This window comes from Stenotrophomonas sp. GD03794 (assembly GCF_029842145.1).
Taxonomy (GTDB): Bacteria; Pseudomonadota; Gammaproteobacteria; order Xanthomonadales; family Xanthomonadaceae; genus Stenotrophomonas; species Stenotrophomonas riyadhensis.
Window position 1 is genome coordinate 18,728 of sequence record NZ_JAOCFV010000001.1, and the last position, 25,020, is coordinate 43,747.

The following is a 25,020-nucleotide window of genomic DNA, read 5'->3' on the forward strand; positions in this document are numbered from 1 at the left end:
GGTGGTTGCATAGCGCCGCCGGTTACGCGAATGGCGGGCCGGGAACCTCGGTCCGCCTTCGCCGTCTAAGGGAAGGCAAGTTTTCAACGTACGCCAGTAGCTCAATTGGCAGAGCAGCGGTCTCCAAAACCGCAGGTTGGGGGTTCGAGTCCCTCCTGGCGTGCCATCTGCCCACCTTATCCAGCGGCCTGGGCCGCTAAAGCAGACACAGCCGGATGAATAGCAAGATCGAACACTCCAAGGACAACTCCGCCCACGGTGGAGATATCGTCAAGTATGTCGCCGCATCGCTGCTGGTGCTGGCCGGTCTGTTCGTCTGGTTCTGGTTCTCCGCCGACTCTGGTCGCGCCGCCCAGCTGGGTGCGTGGGCAGGTCAGCTGCGTGCGTTGGCGGTCGTGGTCGGTCTGGTTGGCGGTATCGGCGTGTTCATGCTGACCGGCAAGGGGCGCGACACCCGCGAATTCCTCTCCGAGTCGCGCTTTGAACTGCGCAAGGTGGTCTGGCCGACGCGCCAGGAAGCCATCCGCATGACCTGGGTCGTGATCGTCGTGGTGCTCATCCTCAGCCTGCTGCTGGGTGGCTTCGACTTCCTGATCCAGAAACTGACTCAGTGGTTCCTGAGCCGCTAAGGAGAATTGCATGAAGCGTTGGTACGTCGTTCACGCCTATTCGGGCTTCGAGAAGTCGGTGGCGCAGGCTCTGCGTGATCGCATCGTCCGTGACGGCATGGAAGAGCGCTTCGGCGACGTCCTGGTCCCGACCGAAGAAGTGGTCGAGATGCGCGCTGGCCAGAAGCGCCGTTCCGAGCGCAAGTTCTTCCCGGGTTACGTGCTGGTCCAGATCGAGACCCACGAAGAAGCCGGCATTCCGCGCATCGACAACGAAAGCTGGCACCTGGTCAAGGAAACCCCGCGCGTGATGGGCTTCATCGGCGGCACCGCCGATCGTCCGCTGCCGATCGCCGATTCCGAGGCCGAGGCCATCCTGAATCGCGTTCAGGAAGGTGTCGAGAAGCCGCGTCCGAAGGTGCTGTTCGAGCCGGGCCAGATGGTCCGCGTCACCGACGGCCCGTTCAACGATTTCAATGGCGTCGTCGAAGAAGTCAACTACGAGAAGAGCCGTCTGCGCGTCTCGGTGCTGATCTTCGGTCGTGCCACCCCGGTCGAACTCGAGTTCGGCCAGGTCGAAAAGGCCGTCTGACCGGTCTTGTAGAGTCGAGCCATGCTCGACTCCAGGCTCCGGATGGCGGTGCAGTCGAGCATGGCTCGACTCTACAAGGGGAACCGGGCTCTGCCCGGTTTCGTCCGTTTATGTGCCGCTTCAGGCATGTGAAGAAAAAACCTGTTATAGTGCGCGGCTCCCCGCTGGGAAGCCAGTGGGACGAGGCCGCCGCAAGGTGGCCTTCGGCATGATTTCAAAACGCGATGCCGGGACGCGTGATTCCCGGTCCGATGGGGAGCCTGTTGTCGAAAGGCGCTAGCACCCGGAGAGCATACTCATGGCAAAGAAAGTTGTCGGTTACATCAAGCTGCAGGTGAAGGCCGGTCAGGCCAACCCCTCGCCGCCGGTCGGTCCTGCGCTGGGTCAGCGCGGTCTGAACATCATGGAATTCTGCAAGGCGTTCAACGCTGCCACGCAGAAGCTCGAGCCGGGTCTGCCGGTTCCGGTGATCATCACGGCCTACTCGGACCGTACGTTCACCTTCATCACCAAGAGCACCCCGGCCACCACCCTGCTGAAGAAGGCCGCTGGCATCTCGTCGGGCTCCAAGCGCCCGAACACCGAGAAGGTCGGCAAGGTCACCCGTAAGCAGCTGGAAGAGATCGCCAAGGCGAAGGAACCGGATCTGACTGCCGCCGATCTGGACGCCGCCGTGCGTACCATCGCTGGCTCTGCCCGTTCCATGGGCCTCGTGGTGGAGGGTTAATAAGATGGCACAGACCAAGCGTGAGAAGGCCATCAAGGCCGCCGTCGTTCCGGGCAAGGCATACGCCTTCGAGGACGCGATCAACATCCTGAAGAGCGCCACCAAGGCCAAGTTCGTCGAGTCGATCGACGTCGCTGTGCGCCTGGGCGTCGATGCGAAGAAGTCCGACCAGCAGGTCCGTGGCTCCACCGTGCTGCCGGCCGGTACCGGCAAGTCGGTCCGCGTCGCCGTGTTCGCTCCGGCCGGTGCCAAGGCTGACGAAGCCCTGGCCGCTGGCGCCGAAGCCGTCGGTATGGACGATCTGGCCGAGAAGATGCAGGCCGGCGATCTGAACTACGACGTCGTCATCGCGACTCCGGACGCCATGCGCGTCGTCGGTAAGCTGGGCACCGTGCTGGGCCCGCGCGGCCTGATGCCGAACCCGAAGGTCGGCACTGTTTCCCCGAACCCGGGTGAAGCCGTGAAGAACGCCAAGTCGGGTCAGGTCCGTTACCGCACCGACAAGGCCGGCATCATCCACTGCACCATCGGCAAGGCCGACTTCGCCGAAGACGCGCTGAAGTCGAACCTGACCGCGCTGCTGCTGGATCTGATCAAGGCCAAGCCGGCCACCTCGAAGGGCACCTACCTGCAGAAGGTTTCGGTCAGCTCGACGATGGGCCCGGGCGTCACCGTCGACCAGTCGTCGCTGACCCTGAAGTAATTGTTTCAAGCGGTCACGGTACCTTCGGTGCCGTGACCGTGACATTTGAAGGCATCGCTGGCAGTGCATCGCCCGCGGTAGCCGTCAAAGACCGCAGGCGCGGTCGTGGCAATACCGGCGACGGGCACGGAAGCTCGATCTGGCAAGGAGTCGCCGCCGGAGCAGTCATGAGCGCTTAATCGATTCCCCGGAATCACCCTGCGTAGATGGTGCCCTTCTGGAGTTTTTCTGGTTCACGCACGTCTGGGTTTCCCAGGTTGGCCCACTCCAGGTCTAGAACGGCCCACCCCCGGAACATCATCCCGATGTTCCCGGCGTCCAGGACGGATGCCGCACAGGACCGCACACGGCAGGAGCCGTAAGCGGAGTTCAATAGGAGGAGTGCAATGGCTCTCAATCTGTCCCAGAAGCAAGAAGTAGTCGCCGAGCTGGCAGACGTCGCCGCCAAGGCCCACTCCTTGATCGCAGCCGAATACGCTGGCACCACGGTCGCCCAGATGACCGCGATGCGCAAGCAGGCTCGTGAAACCGGTGTTTTCTTGAAGGTTGTCAAGAACACCCTGGCTTCGCGCGCCGTTGAAGGCACCGAGTTCGCAGTCGCCCAGGACCAGATGGTTGGTCCGCTGCTGTACGCGTTCTCGCTCGAGGAGCCCGGCGCTGCCGGTCGCCTGATCAAGGAAGCCGCCAAGGGCAACGACAAGCTGAAGGCTAAGGTCGTCGCCATCGGTGGCGAAGTGTTCCCGGCAAGCCACGTCGACGTGCTGGCCTCGCTGCCGACCCGCGACCAGGCCCTGGCCATGCTGGCCCGCGTCCTGACCGAGCCGGTCACGATGTTTGCCCGCGCCATCAAGGCCGTTGGCGAGAAGCAGGGTGGTGGCGACGTCGCCGCCGACGCTGCCGAGCCGGCCGCCGAGACCGCCTGAGTTTCGACTTACCGTGGTTCCTGACGGAACCTCAACCCAGAAAATCATCCAAAGGTATTTATCATGTCCCTTACCAACGAACAGATCGTCGACGCCATCGCCGAGAAGTCCCTGATGGAAGTGATGGAGCTGGTCAAGGCCATCGAAGAGAAGTTCGGCGTCTCCGCCGCTGCTCCGGTTGCCGTGGCTGCTGCCGCTGGCCCGGCCGCTGCTGTTGAAGAGCAGACCGAGTTCACCGTCACCCTGAAGTCGGCCGGCGACAAGAAGGTCGAAGTCATCAAGGCCGTCCGCGCCATCACCGGCCTGGGCCTGAAGGAAGCGAAGGACCTGGCCGAAGCCGGTGGCGTCCTGAAGGAAGGCGCTTCGAAGGACGACGCCGAGAAGATGAAGAAGGACCTGGAAGCTGCTGGCGCGACTGTCGAAGTCAAGTAAGCAGTTACCTTGCATCGTCACCGATTCACGGCGATGCAGCCAAGGCTGGGGGCGTAAGCCCCCGGCCTTTGGTCGTTGTTGCAAGGTTGTAGATCCACGCCACGCGTGGATGTAACGAGCGGCAAAAAGCCCAACACGGGCTGCGGTCAGACCCCGGCAGGCCAGCGCAGAGCGCGGCAGCGGGGGAGTGGATGCAGACGAGTTGGCAGTTGGAAGTAGCGGGAGAAGGCGTGCTGGTGCCGGCAATACCAGCGACTTCCAACTGACAATTTCAAGTTCCCTTCGGATCGTGGGCGCACGATCCGCACAACAAGGTGGAAGACCTCATGACGTCCTATTCGTTCACCGAAAAAAAGCGTATCCGCAAGGATTTCGGCAAGCAGCGCTCGATTCTCGAAGTGCCGTTCCTGCTCGCCATCCAGGTGGATTCCTATCGTGAATTCCTGCAGGAAAACGTCGATCCGGCCAAGCGCACGGACCACGGCCTGCACGCTGCGCTGAAGTCGGTCTTCCCGATCGCCAGCTACAGCGGCAACGCTGCCCTGGAATACGTCGGCTACAAGCTGGGCGAACCGGTCTTCGACGAGCGTGAGTGCCGCCAGCGTGGCATGAGCTACGGCGCCCCGCTGCGCGTGACCGTGCGCCTGGTGATCTACGACCGTGAGTCGTCGACCAAGGCCATCAAGTACGTGAAGGAGCAGGAGGTCTATCTGGGCGAAATCCCGCTGATGACCGAGAACGGCACCTTCATCGTCAACGGCACCGAGCGCGTCATCGTCTCGCAGCTGCACCGCTCGCCGGGCGTGTTCTTCGATCACGACCGTGGCAAGACCCACAGCTCGGGCAAGCTGCTGTACAGCGCCCGCATCATTCCTTACCGCGGTTCCTGGCTGGACTTCGAGTTCGACCCGAAGGATGCGCTGTTCACCCGTATCGACCGTCGCCGCAAGCTGCCGGTGTCGATTCTGCTGCGCGCGCTCGGCTACAGCAACGAAGAGATGCTGGCCGAGTTCTTCGAGATCAACACCTTCCACATCAACCCGGATGAAGGCGTCCAGCTGGAGCTGGTGCCGGAGCGCCTGCGTGGCGAAACCCTGGGCTTCGACCTCGCCGACGGCGACAAGGTCATCGTGGAAGCCGGCAAGCGCATCACCGCGCGCCACATCAAGCAGCTGGAAGCCTCGGGCATCGCCGCCCTGGCCGTGCCGGACGACTACATCGTCGGCCGCATCCTGTCGCACGACGTGGTCGATGCTTCGACCGGCGAACTGCTGGCCCAGGCCAATGACGAGATCACCGACGAGCAGCTGCAGGCCTTCCGCAAGGCCGGTGTGGATGCCGTGGGCACCCTGTGGGTGAACGATCTGGATCGTGGCCCGTACCTGTCCAACACCCTGCGCATCGACCCGACCAAGACCCAGCTGGAAGCCCTGGTCGAGATCTACCGCATGATGCGTCCGGGCGAGCCGCCGACCAAGGACGCCGCGCAGAACCTGTTCCACAACCTGTTCTTCACCTTCGAGCGCTACGACCTGTCCGCGGTCGGCCGCATGAAGTTCAACCGTCGCGTGGGCCGCAAGGAAACCACCGGCGAAGCCGTGCTGTACGACCGCAAGTACTACGGTGAGCGCAACGACGAAGAGTCCAAGCGCCTGGTTGCCGCCCATGGCGACAGCTCCGACATCCTGGACGTGATCAAGGTCCTGACCGAGATCCGCAACGGTCGCGGCGTGGTCGATGACATCGATCACCTGGGCAACCGTCGCGTGCGTTCGGTCGGCGAAATGGCCGAGAACGTGTTCCGCGTGGGCCTGGTCCGCGTCGAGCGCGCGGTCAAGGAGCGCCTGTCGATGGCCGAGTCGGAAGGCCTGACCCCGCAGGAGCTGATCAACGCCAAGCCGGTCGCCGCTGCCATCAAGGAGTTCTTCGGCTCCTCGCAGCTGTCGCAGTTCATGGACCAGAACAACCCGCTGTCGGAAGTGACCCACAAGCGTCGCGTCTCGGCCCTGGGCCCGGGCGGTCTGACCCGTGAGCGCGCCGGCTTCGAAGTGCGCGACGTGCACCCGACCCATTACGGCCGCGTCTGCACCATCGAAACCCCGGAAGGCCCGAACATCGGCCTGATCAACTCGCTGGCCGTGTACGCCCGCACCAACCAGTACGGTTTCCTCGAGACCCCGTACCGCAAGGTCGTGGACGGCAAGGTCTATGACGAAGTCGAGTTCCTGTCGGCGATCGAAGAAAACGAGTACGTCATTGCGCAGGCCAACGCCCTGACCAATGCCGACAGCGTGCTGACCGAGCAGTTCGTTCCGTGCCGCTTCCAGGGCGAATCGCTGCTGAAGCCGCCGGCGGAAGTCCACTTCATGGACGTCTCGCCGATGCAGACCGTGTCGATCGCGGCCGCGCTGGTTCCGTTCCTGGAGCACGATGACGCCAACCGCGCACTGATGGGCGCCAACATGCAGCGTCAGGCCGTGCCGACCCTGCGTGCGCAGAAGCCGCTGGTCGGTACCGGCATCGAGCGCGCCGTGGCGCGTGACTCCGGTGTGACCGTGAACGCCCGTCGTGGTGGCGAGATCGTGCAGATCGACGCGGCCCGCATCGTGGTCAAGGTCAACGAGGATGAGATCGTTGGCGCCACCGACGCAGGCGTGGACATCTACAACCTGGTCAAGTACACCCGTTCGAACCAGAACACCTGCATCAACCAGCGTCCGCTGGTCCAGGTGGGTGACGTCATCGCCCGCGGCGACGTGCTGGCCGACGGTCCGTCCACCGACATCGGCGAACTGGCCCTGGGCCAGAACATGCTGATCGCGTTCATGCCGTGGAACGGCTACAACTTCGAAGACTCCATCCTGCTCTCCGAGCGTGTGGTGGAAGAGGATCGTTACACCACGATCCACATCGAAGAGCTGACCTGCGTCGCGCGTGACACCAAGCTGGGGCCGGAGGAAATCTCGGCCGACATCCCGAACGTCTCCGAGCAGGCGCTGAACCGCCTGGACGAGAGCGGCGTGGTGTACATCGGTGCGGAAGTCCGCGCCGGCGACATCATGGTCGGCAAGGTCACCCCGAAGGGCGAAAGCCAGCTGACCCCGGAAGAGAAGCTGCTGCGCGCGATCTTCGGCGAGAAGGCTTCGGACGTGAAGGACAGCTCGCTGCGCGTTCCGCCGGGCATGGACGGCACCGTCATCGACGTGCAGGTCTTCACCCGCGACGGCATCGAGAAGGACAAGCGCGCCCGCCAGATCGAAGAGTCTGAAATCAAGCGCGTCAAGAAGGACTTCGACGACCAGTTCCGCATCCTGGAAGCCGCCATCTACATGCGTCTGCGTTCGCAGATCGTGGGCAAGGTGGTCAACGGTGGCGCTGGCCTGAAGAAGGGTGACGTGATCACCGACGCCTTCCTCGACGGCCTGAAGAAGGCTGACTGGTTCGCCCTGCGCATGAAGGACGAGGACGCTTCGGAAGCCATCGAGCGCGCGCAGAAGCAGATCCAGGCGCACGAGAAGGAGTTCGAGCGTCGCTTCGCCGACAAGCGCGGCAAGATCACCGCCGGTGACGACCTCGCCCCGGGCGTGCTGAAGATGGTCAAGGTGTTCCTGGCCGTGAAGCGCCGCATCCAGCCGGGCGACAAGATGGCAGGCCGCCACGGCAACAAGGGTGTGGTCTCCAACGTGGTGCCGGTCGAGGACATGCCGTACATGGCCTCGGGCGAAACCGTGGACATCGTGCTGAACCCGCTGGGCGTGCCGTCGCGTATGAACATCGGCCAGATCCTGGAAGTGCATCTGGGCTGGGCTGCCAAGGGCCTGGGCCGCAAGATCCAGGCGATGATGGAAGCCCAGGCGGCGGTCGCCGACCTGCGCAAGTTCCTGGACGACATCTACAACCACGACGACACCAACGTGGCCAACCGTGTCGACCTGTCGCAGTTCAGCGACGAGGAACTGCTGCGTCTGGCCCGTAACCTCACCGACGGCGTGCCGATGGCCACCCCGGTGTTCGACGGCGCCACCGAAGCGGAAATCAAGCGCATGCTGGAACTGGCCGACCTGCCGAGCAGTGGCCAGACCCAGCTGTACGACGGTCGCACCGGTGAAGCGTTCGATCGCCACACCACCGTGGGTTACATGCACTACCTGAAGCTGAACCACCTGGTCGACGACAAGATGCACGCCCGTTCGACCGGTCCGTACTCGCTCGTCACCCAGCAGCCGCTGGGCGGCAAGGCGCAGTTCGGCGGCCAGCGCTTCGGTGAAATGGAAGTCTGGGCGCTGGAAGCCTACGGCGCGGCCTACACCCTGCAGGAAATGCTGACGGTGAAGTCCGATGACGTGCAGGGCCGCAACCAGATGTACAAGAACATCGTCGACGGTGAGCACGAGATGGTCGCGGGCATGCCGGAATCCTTCAACGTGCTCGTGAAGGAAATCCGCTCGCTGGCCATCAACATGGAACTGGAAGACAACTGATCCATGCCGGCGCGGCGGTCTCCGCCGCCGCGCCGCTGGCAGTCAACTGAAAGCCCATCGACACAGCATTCCTCCTTCTGGAGAACACCATGAAAGACCTGCTCAACCTCTTCAACCAGCAGCGCCAGACGCTGGACTTCGACGCGATCAAGATCGCGCTGGCCTCGCCGGACCTGATCCGTTCGTGGTCCTTCGGCGAAGTGAAGAAGCCGGAAACCATCAATTACCGTACCTTCAAGCCGGAACGCGACGGCCTGTTCTGCGCCGCCATCTTCGGCCCGGTGAAGGACTACGAGTGCCTGTGCGGCAAGTACAAGCGCATGAAGCACCGCGGCGTGGTCTGCGAAAAGTGCGGCACCGAAGTGACCCTGGCCAAGGTGCGTCGTGAGCGCATGGGCCACATCGACCTGGCCTCGCCGGTCGCGCACATCTGGTTCCTGAAGTCGCTGCCGTCGCGCATCGGCCTGATGCTGGACATGACCCTGCGCGACATCGAGCGCGTGCTGTACTTCGAAGCCTACGTGGTGACCGAGCCGGGCCTGACCGCCCTGGAACGCCGCCAGCTGCTGACCGAAGAACAGTACCTGCAGGCCCGCCAGGAGCACGGTGACGACTTCGACGCCGCGATGGGCGCCGAGGCCGTGTACGAACTGCTGCGCACCATCGACCTGCAGTCGGAAATGACCCGCCTGCGCGAGGAAATCGCTGCTACCGGTTCGGAAACCAAGCTCAAGCGCCTCACCAAGCGCATCAAGCTGATCGAAGCCTTCCTGGAATCGGGCAACCGTCCGGAGTGGATGGTCATGACCGTGCTGCCGGTGCTGCCGCCGGACCTGCGTCCGCTGGTTCCGCTGGATGGCGGCCGCTTCGCGACCTCCGACCTGAACGACCTGTACCGCCGCGTCATCAACCGTAACAACCGCCTGCGCCGCCTGCTCGAACTGAGCGCGCCGGACATCATCGTGCGCAATGAAAAGCGCATGCTGCAGGAATCGGTCGATGCGCTGCTGGACAACGGCCGTCGTGGCCGTGCCATCACCGGCACCAACAAGCGCCCGCTGAAGTCGCTGGCCGACATGATCAAGGGCAAGCAGGGTCGCTTCCGCCAGAACCTGCTCGGCAAGCGCGTCGACTACTCGGGCCGTTCGGTCATCGTGGTCGGTCCGTACCTGCGCCTGCACCAGTGCGGCCTGCCGAAGAAGATGGCGCTCGAGCTGTTCAAGCCGTTCGTCTTCGCCAAGCTGCAGCGTCGTGGCCTGGCCACCACCATCAAGGCCGCCAAGAAGCTGGTTGAGCGCGAAGAAGCCGAAGTCTGGGACATCCTGGAAGAGGTCATCCGCGAGCATCCGGTGATGCTGAACCGTGCGCCGACCCTGCACCGTCTGGGCATCCAGGCGTTCGAGCCGGTGCTGATCGAAGGCAAGGCCATCCAGCTGCACCCGCTGGTCTGCACCGCGTTCAACGCCGACTTCGACGGTGACCAGATGGCCGTCCACGTGCCGCTCTCGCTGGAAGCCCAGCTGGAAGCGCGTGCGCTGATGATGTCGACCAACAACATCCTGTCGCCGGCCAACGGCGAGCCGATCATCGTGCCGTCGCAGGACGTCGTGCTGGGTCTGTACTACATGACCCGCTCGCTGGAAAACAAGAAGGGCGAGGGCATGGCCTTCGCCAACATCGCAGAAGTGAAGCGTGCCTACGACAACCGCGTGGTGGAACTGCACGCGCGCGTCAAGGTCCGCATCACCGAGGTGGTGACCGACGAAGACGGCGTCAAGCAGAACAAGACCTCGATCGTGGACACCACGATCGGTCGCGCCCTGCTGGCTGAAATCCTGCCGGAAGGCCTGCCGTTCGCGCTGGCCAACACCGAGCTGACCAAGAAGAACATCAGCCGCCTGATCAACTCCAGCTACCGCCAGCTGGGTCTGAAGGACACGGTCGTGTTCGCCGACAAGCTGATGTACACCGGCTTCGCCTACGCGACCCGCGCCGGCGTCTCGATCGGCATCGACGACATGCTGATCCCGGACGAGAAGAAGGGCATCCTCACCGAGGCCGAAGCCGAAGTGCTGGAAATCCAGGAGCAGTACCAGTCGGGCCTGGTCACCGCCGGCGAGCGCTACAACAAGGTGGTCGACATCTGGTCGCGTACCAACGAGCGCATCGCCAAGGCGATGATGGACACCATCGGTACCGAGAAGGTGGTCAATGCCAAGGGCGAGACCATCGACCAGAAGTCGATGAACTCGCTGTACATCATGGCCGACTCCGGTGCGCGTGGTTCGCAGGCGCAGATCCGTCAGCTGGCCGGCATGCGTGGCCTGATGGCCCGCCCGGACGGCTCGATCATCGAGACGCCCATCAAGGCGAACTTCCGCGAAGGCCTGAACGTGCAGGAGTACTTCAACTCCACCCACGGTGCCCGTAAGGGTCTGGCCGATACCGCGCTGAAGACCGCGAACTCGGGTTACCTGACCCGTCGTCTGGTCGACGTGGCACAGGACGTGGTGATCACCGAGGTAGATTGCGGTACCACCGAAGGCCTGATCATGACCCCGATCGTGGAAGGCGGCGACGTGGTCGAGCCGCTGAAGGACCGCGTGCTGGGTCGCGTGGTTGCCGAGGACGTGTTCCTGCCGGGCAACGACGAAGATCCGATCGTCACCCGCAACACCCTGCTGGACGAAGCCTGGGTTGCCAAGCTGGAAGATGCCGGCGTGCAGACCATCAAGGTCCGCTCGACCATCTCCTGCGAATCGGCCTTCGGCGTCTGCTCGCGCTGCTACGGCCGCGACCTGGCCCGTGGCCACCTGGTCAACATCGGTGAAGCGGTCGGCGTCATCGCCGCCCAGTCCATCGGTGAGCCGGGTACCCAGCTGACCATGCGTACGTTCCACATCGGTGGTGCGGCGTCGCGAGCTGCTGCGGTCGACAACATCACCGTCAAGACCACCGGCTCGGTCAAGTTCAGCAACCTCAAGTCGGTCGAGCACGCCAATGGCTCGCTGGTGGCAGTGTCGCGCTCGGGCGAAATCTCGGTGCTCGATGCCCACGGCCGTGAGCGTGAGCGTTACAAGCTGCCGTACGGTGCGACCATCACGTCCAAGGACGGTGATGCGATCAAGGCTGGCCAGACCGTGGCCAACTGGGATCCGCACAACCACCCGATCGTGTCGGAAGTGGCCGGCTTCATCCGCTTCATCGACTTCGTCGACGGCATCACCGTCATCGAGAAGACCGACGAGCTGACGGGCCTCGCTTCGCGCGAAATCACCGATCCGAAGCGTCGTGGTACCCAGGCCAAGGACCTGCGCCCGATCGTGCGCATCGTTGATGCCAAGGGCAACGACCTGTCGATCCCGGGCACCGACCTGCCGGCGCAGTACCTGCTGCCGCCGCGTTCGATCGTCAACCTGCAGGATGGCGCCCCGGTGGGCGTGGGTGACGTCGTTGCCAAGATCCCGCAGGAAGCGTCGAAGACCCGCGACATCACTGGTGGTCTGCCGCGCGTGGCCGACCTGTTCGAAGCGCGCAAGCCGAAGGATCCGGCGGTGCTGGCCGAGCGTTCGGGCATCATCAGCTTCGGCAAGGACACCAAGGGCAAGCAGCGCCTGATCATCAAGGACACCGATGGTTCGGAGCACGAAGAGCTGATCCCGAAGTACCGCCAGGTCATCGTGTTCGAAGGCGAGCATGTCACCAAGGGTGAAACCATCGTGGACGGCGAGCCGAGCCCGCAGGACATCCTGCGCCTGCTGGGTGTCGAGCCGCTGGCGGCCTATCTGGTGAAGGAAATCCAGGACGTGTACCGCCTGCAGGGCGTGAAGATCAACGACAAGCACATCGAGGTGATCACCCGCCAGATGCTGCGCAAGGTCGAGATCACCGATCAGGGCAGCAGCAAGTTCCTGAACGGCGAACAGGTGGAGCGTCAGCGCGTTATCGAGGAAAATGCGCGCCTGTCGACCCGCAACGAGCTGCCGGCGCACTTCGATCCGGTCCTGCTGGGTATCACCAAGGCGTCGCTGGCGACCGAATCGTTCATCTCGGCCGCTTCGTTCCAGGAAACCACCCGCGTGCTGACCGAAGCGGCCGTCCGCGGCACCTCGGACAACCTGCGTGGCCTGAAGGAAAACGTCATCGTGGGTCGCCTGATTCCGGCCGGTACCGGTCTGGCGTACCACAGCAACCGCCGTCGCGGCGCTTCCGGTCTCACCGAGTCGGAAATGCAGACCCTGGCCGGTACCCCGGCTGCGGTCGAGGCGCCGGTGGTTGAAGCCGAAGCTGAACAGGCGTCGGGCGAAGAATGAGGTATCCGGTCCGGCCGCAAGGCCGGACCACCCCGTCGGTCCATCGATGGGAGTGGGAAAGGGCAGGGAGATCGTCCGCGATCGACCCTGTCAATCTGAACGGGGTACATGGAGGCCCCCCAGTAACGTTCCGGGATCAGGAACGGGCTTGACAGGAGGCGTTTGACTGCTTTCCTGGCAGGTTGCTACAATCGTCTGTCTCAGCAGGCCAGAATTTTGGCCTGCTTTAACATTTCCGCATCTCTGGCCGGATTTCCGGCCACCAATCAGAAGAACCTACTGATGGCGACGATCAACCAGCTGGTCCGCAAGCCGCGGCAAGCGACCACCTACAAGAGTGCCTCGCCGGCGCTCGACAAGTGCCCGCAGCGCCGTGGCGTCTGCACCCGTGTCTACACCACCACTCCGAAGAAGCCGAACTCGGCTCTGCGCAAGGTTGCCAAGGTCCGCCTGACCAACCAGGAAGAAGTGATTTCCTACATCGGTGGTGAAGGCCACAACCTGCAGGAGCACTCCGTGGTCCTGATCCGCGGCGGTCGCGTCAAGGACCTGCCGGGTGTGCGTTACCACACCGTTCGTGGCTCGCTCGACGCCGCCGGCGTTGCCAAGCGTCGCCAGGCCCGTTCCAAGTACGGCGCCAAGCGTCCGAAGGCATAAGGAGAGAGCACTATGTCGCGTAAGGGTAATACTCCGCAGCGTTCCGTCCTGCCCGATCCGAAGCACGGAAGCGAAACCATCGCCCGCTTCATCAACATGGTCATGCAGAGCGGCAAGAAGTCCGTCGCCGAAAAGATCGTGTACGGCGCCATGGACGTGATCACCGAGAAGAACAGCAGCGCCAACGCCATTGAACTGGTGCAGAAGGCTCTGGACAACGTCGCTCCGGCGGTCGAAGTCAAGTCGCGCCGCGTCGGTGGTGCCACCTACCAGGTGCCGGTCGAAGTGCGTTCGTCGCGCAAGATGGCCCTGGCCATGCGCTGGCTGATCGACTCCGCGCGCAAGCGTGGTGAGAACACCATGCCGAAGAAGCTGGCTGCTGAACTGATCGACGCCTCGGAAAACCGTGGCGGCGCCATCAAGAAGCGCGAAGAAACCCACCGCATGGCCGAAGCCAACAAGGCATTCGCCCACTACCGCTGGTGAGTTTGACGGCCTTGTAAAACAGGCAGGGCAGCACCACTTCGGTGCGTGCTGCCTCGCGGTCCCAGAAGGACTGCGCCAATCCGAAGGCCGCCGAAAGGCGGCGTTCGGCCATCCGAAATCCAAGAAATCTGAGAGGCTCCCGTGGCCCGTTCCACTCCCATCGAGCGTTACCGTAACTTCGGCATCATGGCTCACATCGATGCCGGCAAGACCACCACGTCCGAGCGCATCCTGTTCTACACCGGCAAGAGCCACAAGATCGGTGAAGTGCATGACGGCGCCGCCACCATGGACTGGATGGAGCAGGAGCAGGAGCGTGGCATCACGATCCAGTCCGCTGCCACCACCGCGTTCTGGAAGGGCATGGACAAGTCCCTGCCGGAGCACCGCTTCAACATCATCGACACCCCCGGGCACGTCGACTTCACCATCGAAGTGGAGCGCTCGCTGCGCGTGCTCGACGGTGCCGTCTTCGTCCTGTGCGCCGTCGGTGGCGTGCAGCCGCAGTCGGAAACCGTGTGGCGCCAGGCCAACAAGTACCACGTGCCGCGCATCGCGTTCGTCAACAAGATGGACCGCACCGGTGCCAACTTCCAGAAGGTCGTCGGCCAGCTGAAGGCCAAGCTGGGCGCGGTTGCCGTGCCGATGCAGCTGCCGATCGGCGCTGAAGACAACTTCAAGGGCGTTGTCGATCTGCTGAAGATGAAGGCCATCCATTGGGATGAGGCTTCGCAGGGCATGAAGTTCGAATACGGTGACATCCCGGCCGACCTGCAGGGCCCGGCTGAAGAGGCTCGCCAGTTCATGGTCGAGACCGCTGCCGAAGCCAGCGAAGAGCTGATGGAAAAGTACCTGGGCGGCGAAGAGCTGGCCGAGGCTGAAATCATCAACGCGCTGCGTACCCGCACCCTGGCCACCGAGATCGTGCCGATGTACTGCGGCTCGGCCTTCAAGAACAAGGGCGTGCAGGCCATGCTGGACGGCGTGATCCAGCTGCTGCCGTCGCCGGTCGACGTGCCGGACGTGAAGGGCGTGGACGTTGATGACGACACCGTCGAAATGACCCGCAAGTCGGACGACAAGGCTCCGTTCTCGTCGCTGGCCTTCAAGATCATCACCGACCCGTTCGTCGGCGCGCTGACCTTCTTCCGTGTCTACTCGGGCACCCTGAACGGCGGCGACACCGTGCTGAACTCGGTGAAGGGCAAGAAGGAGCGCATCGGCCGCATCCTGCAGATGCACTCGAACAACCGCGAGGAAATCAAGGAAGTTCTGGCCGGTGACATCGCCGCTGCCGTGGGCCTGAAGGACACCACCACCGGTGACACCCTGTGCGCTGTGGACGCCCCGATCATCCTGGAGCGCATGACGTTCCCGGAGCCGGTGATCTCGATGGCCGTCGAGCCGAAGACCAAGTCGGACCAGGAAAAGATGGGTCTGGCCCTGGGCCGTCTGGCGCAGGAAGATCCGTCGTTCCGCGTCAAGACCGACGAAGAATCCGGCCAGACCATCATCTCGGGCATGGGCGAGCTGCACCTGGACATCATCGTCGACCGCCTGAAGCGCGAGTTCAACGTTGAAGCCAACGTCGGCGCGCCGCAGGTGGCCTACCGCGAAACCATCACCCTGGCCGACGTCAAGTCGGACTACAAGCACGCCAAGCAGTCCGGTGGTAAGGGTCAGTACGGTCACGTCGTGATTGAACTGTCGCCGATCACCGCTGCCGACCGTGCCGATCCGAAGCTGGCTCCGGCCATCAAGGACGACTTCCTGTTCATCAACGACATCACCGGCGGCGTGATCCCGAAGGAATTCATTCCGTCGGTTGAAAAGGGTCTGCGCGAAACCATCACCAGCGGTCCGCTGGCTGGCTTCCCGGTCGTGGACGTCAAGGTGAAGCTGGTGTTCGGTTCGTACCACGACGTCGACTCCTCGGAAATGGCGTTCAAGCTGGCTTCGTCGATGGCCTTCAAGCAGGGCTTCGCCAAGGCCAAGCCGGTGCTGCTGGAGCCGATCATGAAGGTCGAGATCGTGACCCCGGAGGATTACCAGGGTGACGTGATGGGCGACGTCAGCCGTCGTCGCGGCGTGCTGCAGGGTTCCGACACCACCGGTGACGGCTCCGCTTCGATCATCAACGCGATGATCCCGCTGGGTGAAATGTTCGGCTACGCCACTGCGCTGCGTTCGCAGACCCAGGGCCGCGCCACCTTCACCATGGAATTCGATCACTACGAGCCGGCTCCGACCAACATCGCCGAAGCCGTCATGAAGAAGGGCTGAGCCTCGCTCAGCCTCTCTTGAAACCACTTACGAACAATCAAGGTATAGAACAATGGCAAAGGGTAAGTTCGAGCGCACCAAGCCGCACGTCAACGTCGGCACCATCGGTCACGTCGATCACGGCAAGACCACGCTGACCGCGGCACTGACCAAGATCGGTGCCGAGCGCTTCGGTGGCGAGTTCAAGGATTACTCCTCGATCGACGCCGCGCCGGAAGAAAAGGCGCGTGGTATCACGATCTCGACCGCGCACGTCGAATACGAATCCCCGGTCCGTCACTACGCCCACGTCGACTGCCCGGGCCATGCTGACTACGTCAAGAACATGATCACCGGTGCCGCCCAGATGGACGGCGCGATCCTGGTGTGCTCGGCCGCTGACGGCCCGATGCCGCAGACCCGCGAGCACATCCTGCTGTCGCGTCAGGTCGGCGTGCCGTACATCGTCGTGTTCCTGAACAAGGCCGACATGGTTGACGACGCCGAGCTGCTCGAGCTGGTCGAGATGGAAGTGCGCGAGCTGCTGAGCAAGTACGACTTCCCGGGCGACGACACCCCGATCATCGCCGGTTCGGCCCGTCTGGCGCTGGAAGGCGACCAGAGCGACATCGGCGTGCCGGCCATCCTGAAGCTGGTCGACGCCCTGGACAGCTGGATTCCGGAGCCGGAGCGCGCGATCGACAAGCCGTTCCTGATGCCGGTGGAAGACGTGTTCTCGATCTCGGGCCGCGGCACCGTGGTGACCGGTCGTATCGAGCGCGGCGTGATCAAGGTTGGCGACGAAATCGAAATCGTCGGCATCCGTCCGGTGCAGAAGACCACCGTGACCGGCGTTGAAATGTTCCGCAAGCTGCTGGACCAGGGTCAGGCAGGCGACAACGCTGGCCTGCTGCTGCGCGGCACCAAGCGCGACGACGTCGAGCGTGGCCAGGTCCTGGCCAAGCCGGGTTCGATCAAGCCGCACACCAAGTTCGAAGGCGAAGTGTACGTTCTGTCGAAGGACGAAGGTGGCCGCCACACCCCGTTCTTCAACGGCTACCGTCCGCAGTTCTACTTCCGTACCACCGACATCACCGGCGCAGCTGCTCTGCCGGAAGGCGTCGAAATGGTGATGCCGGGTGACAACGTCAAGATGGTCGTCACCCTGATCAACCCGGTGGCAATGGACGAAGGCCTGCGCTTCGCCATCCGCGAAGGCGGTCGTACCGTCGGCGCCGGCGTGGTCTCGAAGATCATCGAGTAATCTGGTAGTATCTGCGCCCCGATGTTGCCTGGGTAGGGCATCGGGGCGTATCAAATGGGAAAGCAGGCACAGGATGTGCCTTGTGTTCCCCGGACCAGGAAGGGTCAATGCCATTCAGGCGGCGTCAACAGGCGACTGTTGACAGCTGCCTTGCGTGCCATTATGCTTCTACGTCTGGGCAGGCCGGGTAACTGGTCTGCCTACGTTTTTGAGGTCTATGGAGTGACCTTGGCGGCCTGCAGGACTGTGGGTCGTCCGTATTCAGGAATTTCATGGGACAAAGCAACCCAGAGGCTTTGTCTGTCGCTCTTTTAACGAAGGAACCTACCGCCATGGCGGACCAAAAGATCCGGATCCGGCTGAAAGCGTTCGATCATCGTCTGATCGACCGTTCGGCCAGCGAGATCGTTGAAACGGCAAAGCGGACCGGCGCGCAAGTGCGTGGCCCGATCCCGCTGCCGACCAAGATCGAGCGTTACACCGTTCTCGTTTCCCCGCACGTCGACAAGGACGCGCGTGACCAGTACGAGACCCGCACGCACAAGCGCGTGCTCGATATCGTTGACCCGAATGACAAGACCGTGGACGCGCTGATGAAGCTCGAACTGGCTGCCGGCGTCGACGTTCAGATCAAGCTGACCTGAGGACTACGACCATGACGAAGAAGTATTCGTTGGGCTTCGTGGGCCGCAAGGCCGGCATGAGCCGCGTGTTCACTGAAGATGGCCGCTCCATCCCGGTGACCCTGATCGAAGCAACCCCGAACCGCATCGCGCAGATCAAGACCGTCGAAACCGACGGCTACAGCGCCGTGCAGGTGACCGTCGGCGCGCGTCGCGCTGCCCTGGTCAACAAGCCGGAAGCCGGCCACTTCGCCAAGGCGAAGGTGGAAGCGGGTCGTGGCCTGTGGGAATTCCGCGTTGAAGACGCGCAGCTCGGCGATTTCGCCGTTGGCGGCGAAGTCAAGGCGGACATCTTCGAAGTCGGCCAGATCGTCGACGTCCAGGGTGTCACCAAGGGTAAGGGCTTCCAGGGCACCATCAAGCGCCACAACTTCCGTATGGGCGATGCAACCCACGGTAACTCGCTGTCGCATCGCGCGCCGGGTTCGCTGGGTCAGCGCCAGACCCCGGGTCGCGTTTTCCCGGGCAAGAAGATGTCGGGCCACATGGGCGCGGTGCAGCAGAGCACCCAGAACCTGGAAGTGGTCAAGGTCGACGTCGAGCGCGGTCTGATCGCCGTTCGCGGCGCCGTTCCGGGCGCGGCGGGTGGCGACGTGATCGTCCGTCCGGCGAGCAAGGCATAAGGAGAGATGACGATGGAACTCGTTATCACGGGTAGCAACAACAAGGTCTCGGTCTCCGACGCCGTGTTCGGTCGCGATTTCAGCGAAGATCTGGTCCACCAGGTCGTCGTTGCCTACCGCAACGCCGGTCGCGCCGGCACCAAGGCACAGAAGACTCGCTCCGAAGTGGCTGGTACCACCAAGAAGTCGAAGAAGCAGAAGGGCGGCGGCGCGCGTCATGGCGCACTGACGGCTCCGATCTTCGTCGGCGGCGGTGTCACCTTCGCGGCCAAGCCGCGCAGCTTCGAGCAGAAGGTCAATCGTAAGCAGTACCGTGCCGCCATGTGCGCGATCCTGTCCGAGCTGAACCGTCAGGGCCGTCTGACCATCGTGGAGTCCTTCGACGTCGAAGTGACCAACACGAAGGGTCTGATCGCCAAGCTGGCCGGCCTGGAAGTGGGCAAGCGCCCGCTGATCGTCACCGAAGAAGCGTCCGAGCACCTGTACCTGTCCGCCCGCAATCTGCCGTACGTGCAGGTGCGTGACGTCCAGGGTCTGGATCCGGTCTCGCTGGTGGGTGCCGACACGGTCGTCATCACCGCTGACGCGGTCAAGAAGGTCGAGGAGTGGCTGGCATGAACAGCAACGAAAAAATCTTCAGCGTGCTGCGTGCCCCGCGTGTCTCCGAAAAGACCGCGCGCCTGCAGGAACTCTCCAACCAGTATGTCTTCGAAGTTTCGAACGAAGCCACCAAGGCCGATGTAAAGGCCGCGGTTGAGCAGCTGTTCGACGTCAAGGTCGAAGCCGTCAACGTGGTCAACGTCAAGGGCAAGAACAAGTCCTTCCGTAACCGTGCTGGCCGCCGCGGCGATTGGCGCAAGGCGTACGTTCGCCTGGCCGATGGCCAGTCGATCGATGTAACGGCCAAGGCCTGAGGTACATCCCATGCCATTGATGAAATTCAAGCCCACTTCCCCCGGCCGCCGTTCGGCCGTGCGCGTGGTCACTCCCGACCTGCACAAGGGTGCTCCGCACGCTGCGCTGGTCGAGTCGCAGAGCCGCTCGGGTGGTCGTAACCACCATGGCCGCATCACCGTGCGTCACGTCGGTGGTGGTGCCAAGCAGCACTACCGCATCATCGACTTCAAGCGCAACAAGCTGGGCATCCCGGCGCGCGTGGAACGCATCGAATACGATCCGAACCGCACCGCGCACATCGCTCTGCTGTGCTACGTCGACGGTGAGCGTCGCTACATCATCGCCCCGAAGGGCCTGAAGGCTGGTGATCAGGTGATCGCTGGTTCGGATGCCCCGATCAAGGCCGGCAACACCCTGCCGCTGCGCAACATCCCGGTCGGCACCACCATCCACTGCATCGAACTGAAGCCGGGCAAGGGCGCTCAGATCGCTCGCGCCGCTGGTGCGGCCGTGCAGCTGGTGGCTCGCGAAGGCATCTACGCCACCCTGCGCCTGCGCTCGGGTGAAATGCGTAAGGTTCCGGTCGAGTGCTGCGCCACCATCGGCGAAGTTGGCAACGACGAGCACAGCCTGGAAAAGCTGGGCAAGGCCGGTGCCAAGCGTTGGCGCGGCGTCCGCCCGACCGTTCGTGGTGCTGCCATGAACCCGGTTGACCACCCGCACGGTGGTGGTGAGGCCAAGGCCGGCCAGGGTAACCCGCATCCGGTCACCCCGTGGGGTGTCCCGACCAAGGGTTACAAGACGCGCCATAACAAGCGCACTCAGCAGTTCATCGTCCGCGATCGTAGGGGCTAATCGACCATGGCACGTTCACTCAAGAAGGGCCCGTTCGTCGATCACCACCTCGTCAAGAAGGTGGAGGCCGCTGCGGGCAGCAAGAAGCCGATCAAGACCTGGTCGCGCCGTTCGATGATCCTGCCTGACATGGTAGGCGTCACCATTGCCGTGCATAACGGCAAGAACCACATCCCGGTTCTCGTCAACGAGAACATGGTCGGCCACAAGCTCGGCGAATTTGCCATCACCCGGACCTTCAAGGGTCACGGTGGTGACAAGAAGTCGGGCAAGTAAGGAGAGATGACAATGGAAGCGAAAGCCATCCTGCGCACTGCGCGCATCTCCCCGCAGAAGGCTCGTCTGGTCGCTGACCAGGTGCGCGGTCTGCCGGCCGAGCGTGCGGTCAACCTGCTGAAGTTCTCGGACAAGAAGGCTGCCCACCTGATCAAGAAGGTGGTGGAGTCGGCAATTGCCAACGCCGAAAACAACCAGGGCGCCGACGTCGACGAGCTGAAGGTTCAGACCATCATGGTTGATGAAGGTCCGACCCTGAAGCGTTTCATGGCGCGGGCGAAAGGCCGCGGTACCCGCATCCTCAAGCGCACCAGCCACATCACTGTGGTTGTGGGCGCCGCCAAGTAAGCGGATAAGGAAAAGACCATGGGTCATAAAGTTCATCCGATTGGTATCCGCCTCGGCATTTCCAAGGACTGGAACTCCAAGTGGTACGCCAACAAGGCCGAGTTCGCTGGTTACCTGGCAGCCGACCTGAAAGTGCGCGAAATGCTGCGCAAGAAGCTGGCTCAGGCCGGCATCAGCAAGATCCTGATCGAGCGTCCGGCCAAGACCGCTCGCGTGACGATCCACACCGCCCGTCCGGGCGTGGTGATCGGCAAGCGCGGTGAGGACATCGAGAAGCTGCGCAAGGAAGTGAGCGAGATGATGGGCGTCCCGGCGCACATCAACGTCACCGAAGTGCGCAAGCCGGAACTGGACGCGCAGCTCGTTGCCGAGTCGATCGCCCAGCAGCTGGAGCGTCGCATCATGTTCCGCCGTGCAATGAAGCGCTCGGTCGGCAACGCGATGCGTCTGGGTGCCCTGGGCATCAAGGTCAACGTGGGTGGCCGCCTCAACGGTGCAGAAATCGCCCGTTCGGAGTGGTACCGCGAAGGCCGCGTGCCGCTGCACACCCTGCGTGCCGACATCGACTATGGCTTCGCTGAAGCCAAGACGACCTACGGCATCATCGGCATCAAGGTCTGGATCTACAAGGGCGAGGTCTTCGATTTCTCCCAGGTTGGCCAGGAAAAGCAGGACGACACCCCGTCGCGCAACGATCGTCACGATCGCGGCGACCGTGGTGACCGTCAGCGCCCGGCCCGTGAAGCGAGGTAACGACAATGTTGCAACCCAAGCGAACCAAGTACCGCAAGGTACACAAGGGCCGTAACGATGGCCTGAGCTGGAGCGCCAACGCTGTCAGCTTCGGCGAATTCGGCCTGAAGGCAACCGCACACGGTCAGCTGACCGCGCGCCAGATCGAAGCGGCCCGCCGCTCGATCAGCCGCTACGTCAAGCGCGGCGGCAAGATGTGGATCCGCGTGTTCCCCGACAAGCCCATCACCAAGAAGCCCATCGAAGTCCGAATGGGTTCTGGTAAGGGCAACGTGGAATACTGGGTGGCCCAGATCCAGCCCGGCCGCATGATCTATGAAATCGAGGGTGTTTCCGAGGAAGTGGCTCGCGAGGCGTTCCGCCTGGCCGCCGCCAAGCTCTCGGTCACCACCACTTTCGTGACCCGTACGGTGCGCTGATGGATATCAAAACTCTCCGTGAAAAGTCGGCTGACGAACTCAAGGCCCACCTGATCGACCTGCGTAAGGAACAGTTCTCTGTCCGTATGCAGCAGGTCACCGGCCAGCTGCCGAAGACCCACGACATTCGCCGGGTCCGTCGCGAGATTGCTCGCGTCAAGACCCTGCTCGGCAGCACGAAGTAAGGATGGCCGCTATGAGCGACAATACTGAAAAGAAGACGCTGCGCACGGTCGAAGGCCGTGTCGTCAGCAACAAGATGGACAAGACGGTTACCGTCCTGGTTGAGCGTCAGGTCAAGCACGCGCTGTACGGCAAGTACATCAAGCGCTCGACGAAGCTGCACGCCCACGATGCCGACAACGCCTGCAAGGAAGGCGATGTCGTCCGCGTGACCGAGATTGCTCCGATGTCCAAGACCAAGAACTGGCGCGTGGTGGAAGTCATCACGCGCGCGGCTGAATAAGGAGCTGAATCATGATCCAGATGCAGAGCTACCTTGACGTCGCGGACAATTCGGGTGCCAAGCAGGTGATGTGCTTCAAGGTGCTGGGTGGTTCCAAGCGCCGTTACGCCGGCATCGGCGACATCATCAAGGTCACCGTGAAGGATGCGATTCCGCGCGGCAAGGTCAAGAAGGGTGAGGTGTATGACGCCGTCGTGGTGCGTACCCGCAAGGGTGTGCGTCGCGCCGATGGCTCGCTGATCCGCTTCGACGGCAACGCTGCCGTTCTGCTGAACAGCAAGCAGGAGCCGATCGGTACCCGTATCTTCGGGCCGGTGACCCGTGAACTTCGTTCGGAGAAGTTCATGAAGATCGTCTCGCTCGCTCCCGAAGTGCTGTGAGCGACAGGAGATAATCATGGCTAACCGTATCAAGAAGGGCGACCAGGTTGTCGTCAACGCTGGCAAGGACAAGGGCAAGCAGGGCGAAGTCGTCCGCGTCGACGGCGACCGTGTGGTCGTCGCCAACGTGAACATCGTCAAGCGCCACACCAAGCCGAACCCGCAGGCAGGTGTTGCCGGCGGCGTGGTCGAGCGCGAAGCTTCGATCCATATCTCCAACGTGAATGTTCTGAACCCGGCTTCGGGCAAGGGCGAACGCGTTGGCTTCAAGGTGCTGGAGGATGGACGCAAACTGCGTGTGTTCCGCTCCAGCGGTGAGGCGCTCGACGCCTGAGGAATGAGAAGATGAGTTCCCGTCTCGAAAAGTTCTACAAGGACGAAGTGGTGCCGGCGCTGATGAAGCAGTTCGGCTACACCAATCCGATGGAAGTGCCGAAGCTGGTCAAGGTCACCCTGAACATGGGTGTCGGCGAAGCGGCCACCAACAAGAAGATCCTGGAAAACGCCGTCGGCGACATGACCAAGATTTCCGGCCAGAAGCCGGTTGTCACCAAGTCGCGTGTGTCGGTTGCGTCGTTCAAGATCCGCGATGGTTGGCCGATCGGCTGCAAGACCACGCTGCGTCGCCACAAGATGTACGAGTTCCTGGATCGCCTGATCAACATCTCGCTGCCGCGCGTGCGCGACTTCCGTGGTGTTTCCGGTCGTTCCTTCGACGGCCGCGGCAACTTCAACATGGGTGTGAAGGAGCAGATCATCTTCCCGGAAATCGACTTCGACGCCGTCGACGCGATCCGCGGTATGGATATCGCCATCACCACCACTGCGAAGACCGACGCGGAAGCGAAGGCGCTGCTGGCAGCGTTCAAGTTCCCGTTCCGTAACTGATCTGTCGAGGAAACCGAAATGGCAAAGACCTCCATGGTCAACCGCGACATCAAGCGGGAAAAGCTGGCAAAGAAGTACGCTGAAAAGCGTGCGGCTCTGAAGAAGATCGTGTCCTCCGTGGACGCGACCTACGAAGAGAAGATCGACGCCGCAACCAAGCTGGCCAAGCTGCCGCGCGATTCGTCGCCGAGCCGCCAGCGCAACCGTTGCGAGCTGTCGGGTCGTCCGCGTGGCGTCTACAGCAAGTTCGGCCTGGGCCGTAACAAGCTGCGCGAAGCCACCATGCGTGGCGACGTCCCGGGTCTGCGCAAGGCCAGCTGGTAATCCCAGCCGGCCCTGCGATCAGGAGCCCCTTCGGGGGTTCCTGAACCGGGCAGGGGAGGCGTTCAGCCTTCCCGACGCAAAAAAACCGAAGAGCCCGGCGCAAGCCGGGCTCTTTTGGCGTATACTCCCGCGTCTTGCCCTGTGCAAACAGGGTTGCAGGAGTGGGCTTCCGGCCCGCTGCATCAAGGGACCTGGCCCGTTTCCAGGAGACAACAGATTTTCGCGAAAGCGGATATCGGTGCACTCAAAGGTACTCATATGAGCATGACTGATCCCATCGCCGACCTGCTGGTCCGCATCAAGAATGCGGCCGCGGTTGGCAAGCAGACGGTGAAAGCCCCGTCGTCCAAGATCAAGGTTGCGATCGCCCAGGTCCTGAAGGACGAGGGTTACATCACCGACCTGCGCGTGACCCAGCTGGAAAACAACAAGTCCGAGCTGGAAATCGTGCTGAAGTATTTCGAAGGCAAGCCGGTCATCGCGACCCTGAAGCGCTTCTCGCGTTCGGGCCTGCGCCAGTACCGCGGCAAGAGCGAGCTGCCGAAGGTCATGAACGGCCTGGGTATCTCCATCATTTCCACCTCCAAGGGCATCATGACTGATGCGCAGGCGCGCCAGCTGGGCGTCGGCGGCGAAGTCCTGTGCTTCGTGGCCTAAGGC

The 25,020-nt window shown here is 62.8% G+C and carries 28 protein-coding genes and 1 tRNA gene; all 29 read left to right on the plus strand.

The window, feature by feature from the left end; translation table 11 throughout:
- The first annotated feature begins 90 nt into the window (after positions 1-90).
- The 29 genes from N5D91_RS00070 (at position 91) to rpsH (ending at position 25,017) form a co-directional block, all read left to right on the plus strand.
- Positions 91-166 (plus strand) — tRNA-Trp (locus tag N5D91_RS00070).
- Positions 167-215: 49 nt separating this feature from the next.
- Positions 216-629, plus strand: a complete 414-nt coding sequence (gene secE, locus N5D91_RS00075; protein ID WP_004154361.1) for a preprotein translocase subunit SecE — start codon at positions 216-218, stop codon at positions 627-629.
- Positions 630-639: 10 nt separating this feature from the next.
- Positions 640-1,200 (plus strand): transcription termination/antitermination protein NusG, encoded by a 561-nt coding sequence (nusG, locus tag N5D91_RS00080; RefSeq protein ID WP_004154362.1) that lies wholly within the window; start codon positions 640-642, stop codon positions 1,198-1,200.
- 298 nt (positions 1,201-1,498) lie between these two features.
- Positions 1,499-1,927, plus strand: coding sequence for a 50S ribosomal protein L11 (rplK, locus tag N5D91_RS00085; RefSeq protein ID WP_004145248.1), 429 nt, complete (start codon positions 1,499-1,501; stop codon positions 1,925-1,927).
- 4 nt (positions 1,928-1,931) lie between these two features.
- Entirely contained in the window at positions 1,932-2,630 is a 699-nt protein-coding gene (gene rplA, locus N5D91_RS00090; protein WP_004154350.1) for a 50S ribosomal protein L1, read from the plus strand.
- 386 nt (positions 2,631-3,016) lie between these two features.
- Positions 3,017-3,553 (plus strand): 50S ribosomal protein L10, encoded by a 537-nt coding sequence (gene rplJ / locus N5D91_RS00095; protein ID WP_005408203.1) that lies wholly within the window; start codon positions 3,017-3,019, stop codon positions 3,551-3,553.
- Between the two features lie 63 nt (positions 3,554-3,616).
- Positions 3,617-3,985 (plus strand): 50S ribosomal protein L7/L12, encoded by a 369-nt coding sequence (gene rplL / locus N5D91_RS00100; protein ID WP_010480374.1) that lies wholly within the window; start codon positions 3,617-3,619, stop codon positions 3,983-3,985.
- A gap of 326 nt (positions 3,986-4,311) precedes the next feature.
- Entirely contained in the window at positions 4,312-8,466 is a 4,155-nt protein-coding gene (gene rpoB / locus N5D91_RS00105) for a DNA-directed RNA polymerase subunit beta (protein ID WP_180854763.1), read from the plus strand.
- Positions 8,467-8,555: 89 nt separating this feature from the next.
- Positions 8,556-12,779: a DNA-directed RNA polymerase subunit beta' gene (gene rpoC / locus N5D91_RS00110; protein WP_049446767.1), complete on the plus strand. Its 4,224-nt coding sequence runs from the start codon at positions 8,556-8,558 to the stop codon at positions 12,777-12,779.
- Positions 12,780-13,061: 282 nt separating this feature from the next.
- A complete protein-coding gene (rpsL, locus tag N5D91_RS00115; RefSeq protein WP_004145320.1) occupies positions 13,062-13,436 on the plus strand; it encodes a 30S ribosomal protein S12 in 375 nt (124 codons plus the stop codon).
- Positions 13,437-13,448: 12 nt separating this feature from the next.
- Positions 13,449-13,922, plus strand: coding sequence for a 30S ribosomal protein S7 (gene rpsG, locus N5D91_RS00120; protein WP_004145321.1), 474 nt, complete (start codon positions 13,449-13,451; stop codon positions 13,920-13,922).
- 141 nt (positions 13,923-14,063) lie between these two features.
- Positions 14,064-16,205 (plus strand): elongation factor G, encoded by a 2,142-nt coding sequence (fusA, locus tag N5D91_RS00125; protein ID WP_088024548.1) that lies wholly within the window; start codon positions 14,064-14,066, stop codon positions 16,203-16,205.
- 52 nt (positions 16,206-16,257) lie between these two features.
- Entirely contained in the window at positions 16,258-17,448 is a 1,191-nt protein-coding gene (gene tuf, locus N5D91_RS00130; RefSeq protein WP_004154360.1) for an elongation factor Tu, read from the plus strand.
- A gap of 332 nt (positions 17,449-17,780) precedes the next feature.
- A complete protein-coding gene (rpsJ, locus tag N5D91_RS00135; protein ID WP_005408208.1) occupies positions 17,781-18,092 on the plus strand; it encodes a 30S ribosomal protein S10 in 312 nt (103 codons plus the stop codon).
- Between the two features lie 11 nt (positions 18,093-18,103).
- Positions 18,104-18,754, plus strand: coding sequence for a 50S ribosomal protein L3 (gene rplC / locus N5D91_RS00140; protein ID WP_004145336.1), 651 nt, complete (start codon positions 18,104-18,106; stop codon positions 18,752-18,754).
- A 12-nt stretch (positions 18,755-18,766) separates the two neighbouring features.
- Complete coding sequence (rplD, locus tag N5D91_RS00145) at positions 18,767-19,372, plus strand: 50S ribosomal protein L4 (RefSeq protein ID WP_004145337.1); 606 nt, start codon at positions 18,767-18,769, stop codon at positions 19,370-19,372.
- Positions 19,369-19,668 (plus strand): 50S ribosomal protein L23, encoded by a 300-nt coding sequence (gene rplW / locus N5D91_RS00150; RefSeq protein ID WP_004145338.1) that lies wholly within the window; start codon positions 19,369-19,371, stop codon positions 19,666-19,668. The genes rplD and rplW overlap by 4 nt, the downstream gene beginning before the upstream one ends.
- Positions 19,669-19,678: 10 nt before the next feature.
- Positions 19,679-20,506: a 50S ribosomal protein L2 gene (gene rplB / locus N5D91_RS00155; RefSeq protein ID WP_004145339.1), complete on the plus strand. Its 828-nt coding sequence runs from the start codon at positions 19,679-19,681 to the stop codon at positions 20,504-20,506.
- Between the two features lie 6 nt (positions 20,507-20,512).
- Positions 20,513-20,782 (plus strand): 30S ribosomal protein S19, encoded by a 270-nt coding sequence (gene rpsS / locus N5D91_RS00160; protein WP_004154485.1) that lies wholly within the window; start codon positions 20,513-20,515, stop codon positions 20,780-20,782.
- A 12-nt stretch (positions 20,783-20,794) separates the two neighbouring features.
- Positions 20,795-21,130, plus strand: coding sequence for a 50S ribosomal protein L22 (gene rplV / locus N5D91_RS00165; RefSeq protein ID WP_004145348.1), 336 nt, complete (start codon positions 20,795-20,797; stop codon positions 21,128-21,130).
- Positions 21,131-21,148: 18 nt separating this feature from the next.
- Positions 21,149-21,883: a 30S ribosomal protein S3 gene (gene rpsC, locus N5D91_RS00170; protein WP_004145350.1), complete on the plus strand. Its 735-nt coding sequence runs from the start codon at positions 21,149-21,151 to the stop codon at positions 21,881-21,883.
- 5 nt (positions 21,884-21,888) lie between these two features.
- A complete protein-coding gene (rplP, locus tag N5D91_RS00175; protein ID WP_110711150.1) occupies positions 21,889-22,302 on the plus strand; it encodes a 50S ribosomal protein L16 in 414 nt (137 codons plus the stop codon).
- Entirely contained in the window at positions 22,302-22,487 is a 186-nt protein-coding gene (gene rpmC, locus N5D91_RS00180) for a 50S ribosomal protein L29 (RefSeq protein ID WP_004154487.1), read from the plus strand. The genes rplP and rpmC overlap by 1 nt, the downstream gene beginning before the upstream one ends.
- An 11-nt stretch (positions 22,488-22,498) precedes the next feature.
- Entirely contained in the window at positions 22,499-22,768 is a 270-nt protein-coding gene (gene rpsQ / locus N5D91_RS00185) for a 30S ribosomal protein S17 (protein WP_004154489.1), read from the plus strand.
- 11 nt (positions 22,769-22,779) lie between these two features.
- The gene (gene rplN, locus N5D91_RS00190) at positions 22,780-23,148 is read left to right on the plus strand and encodes a 50S ribosomal protein L14 (RefSeq protein ID WP_004145357.1); all 369 of its coding nucleotides are present in this window, start codon (positions 22,780-22,782) and stop codon (positions 23,146-23,148) included.
- 16 nt (positions 23,149-23,164) lie between these two features.
- Positions 23,165-23,482 (plus strand): 50S ribosomal protein L24, encoded by a 318-nt coding sequence (rplX, locus tag N5D91_RS00195; protein WP_004154490.1) that lies wholly within the window; start codon positions 23,165-23,167, stop codon positions 23,480-23,482.
- An 11-nt stretch (positions 23,483-23,493) separates the two neighbouring features.
- Positions 23,494-24,036: a 50S ribosomal protein L5 gene (gene rplE, locus N5D91_RS00200; protein WP_004154491.1), complete on the plus strand. Its 543-nt coding sequence runs from the start codon at positions 23,494-23,496 to the stop codon at positions 24,034-24,036.
- Positions 24,037-24,054: 18 nt separating this feature from the next.
- Positions 24,055-24,360, plus strand: a complete 306-nt coding sequence (gene rpsN, locus N5D91_RS00205; protein ID WP_005408209.1) for a 30S ribosomal protein S14 — start codon at positions 24,055-24,057, stop codon at positions 24,358-24,360.
- A gap of 258 nt (positions 24,361-24,618) precedes the next feature.
- Positions 24,619-25,017, plus strand: coding sequence for a 30S ribosomal protein S8 (gene rpsH, locus N5D91_RS00210; RefSeq protein ID WP_005408210.1), 399 nt, complete (start codon positions 24,619-24,621; stop codon positions 25,015-25,017).
- Positions 25,018-25,020: the final 3 nt, after the last annotated feature.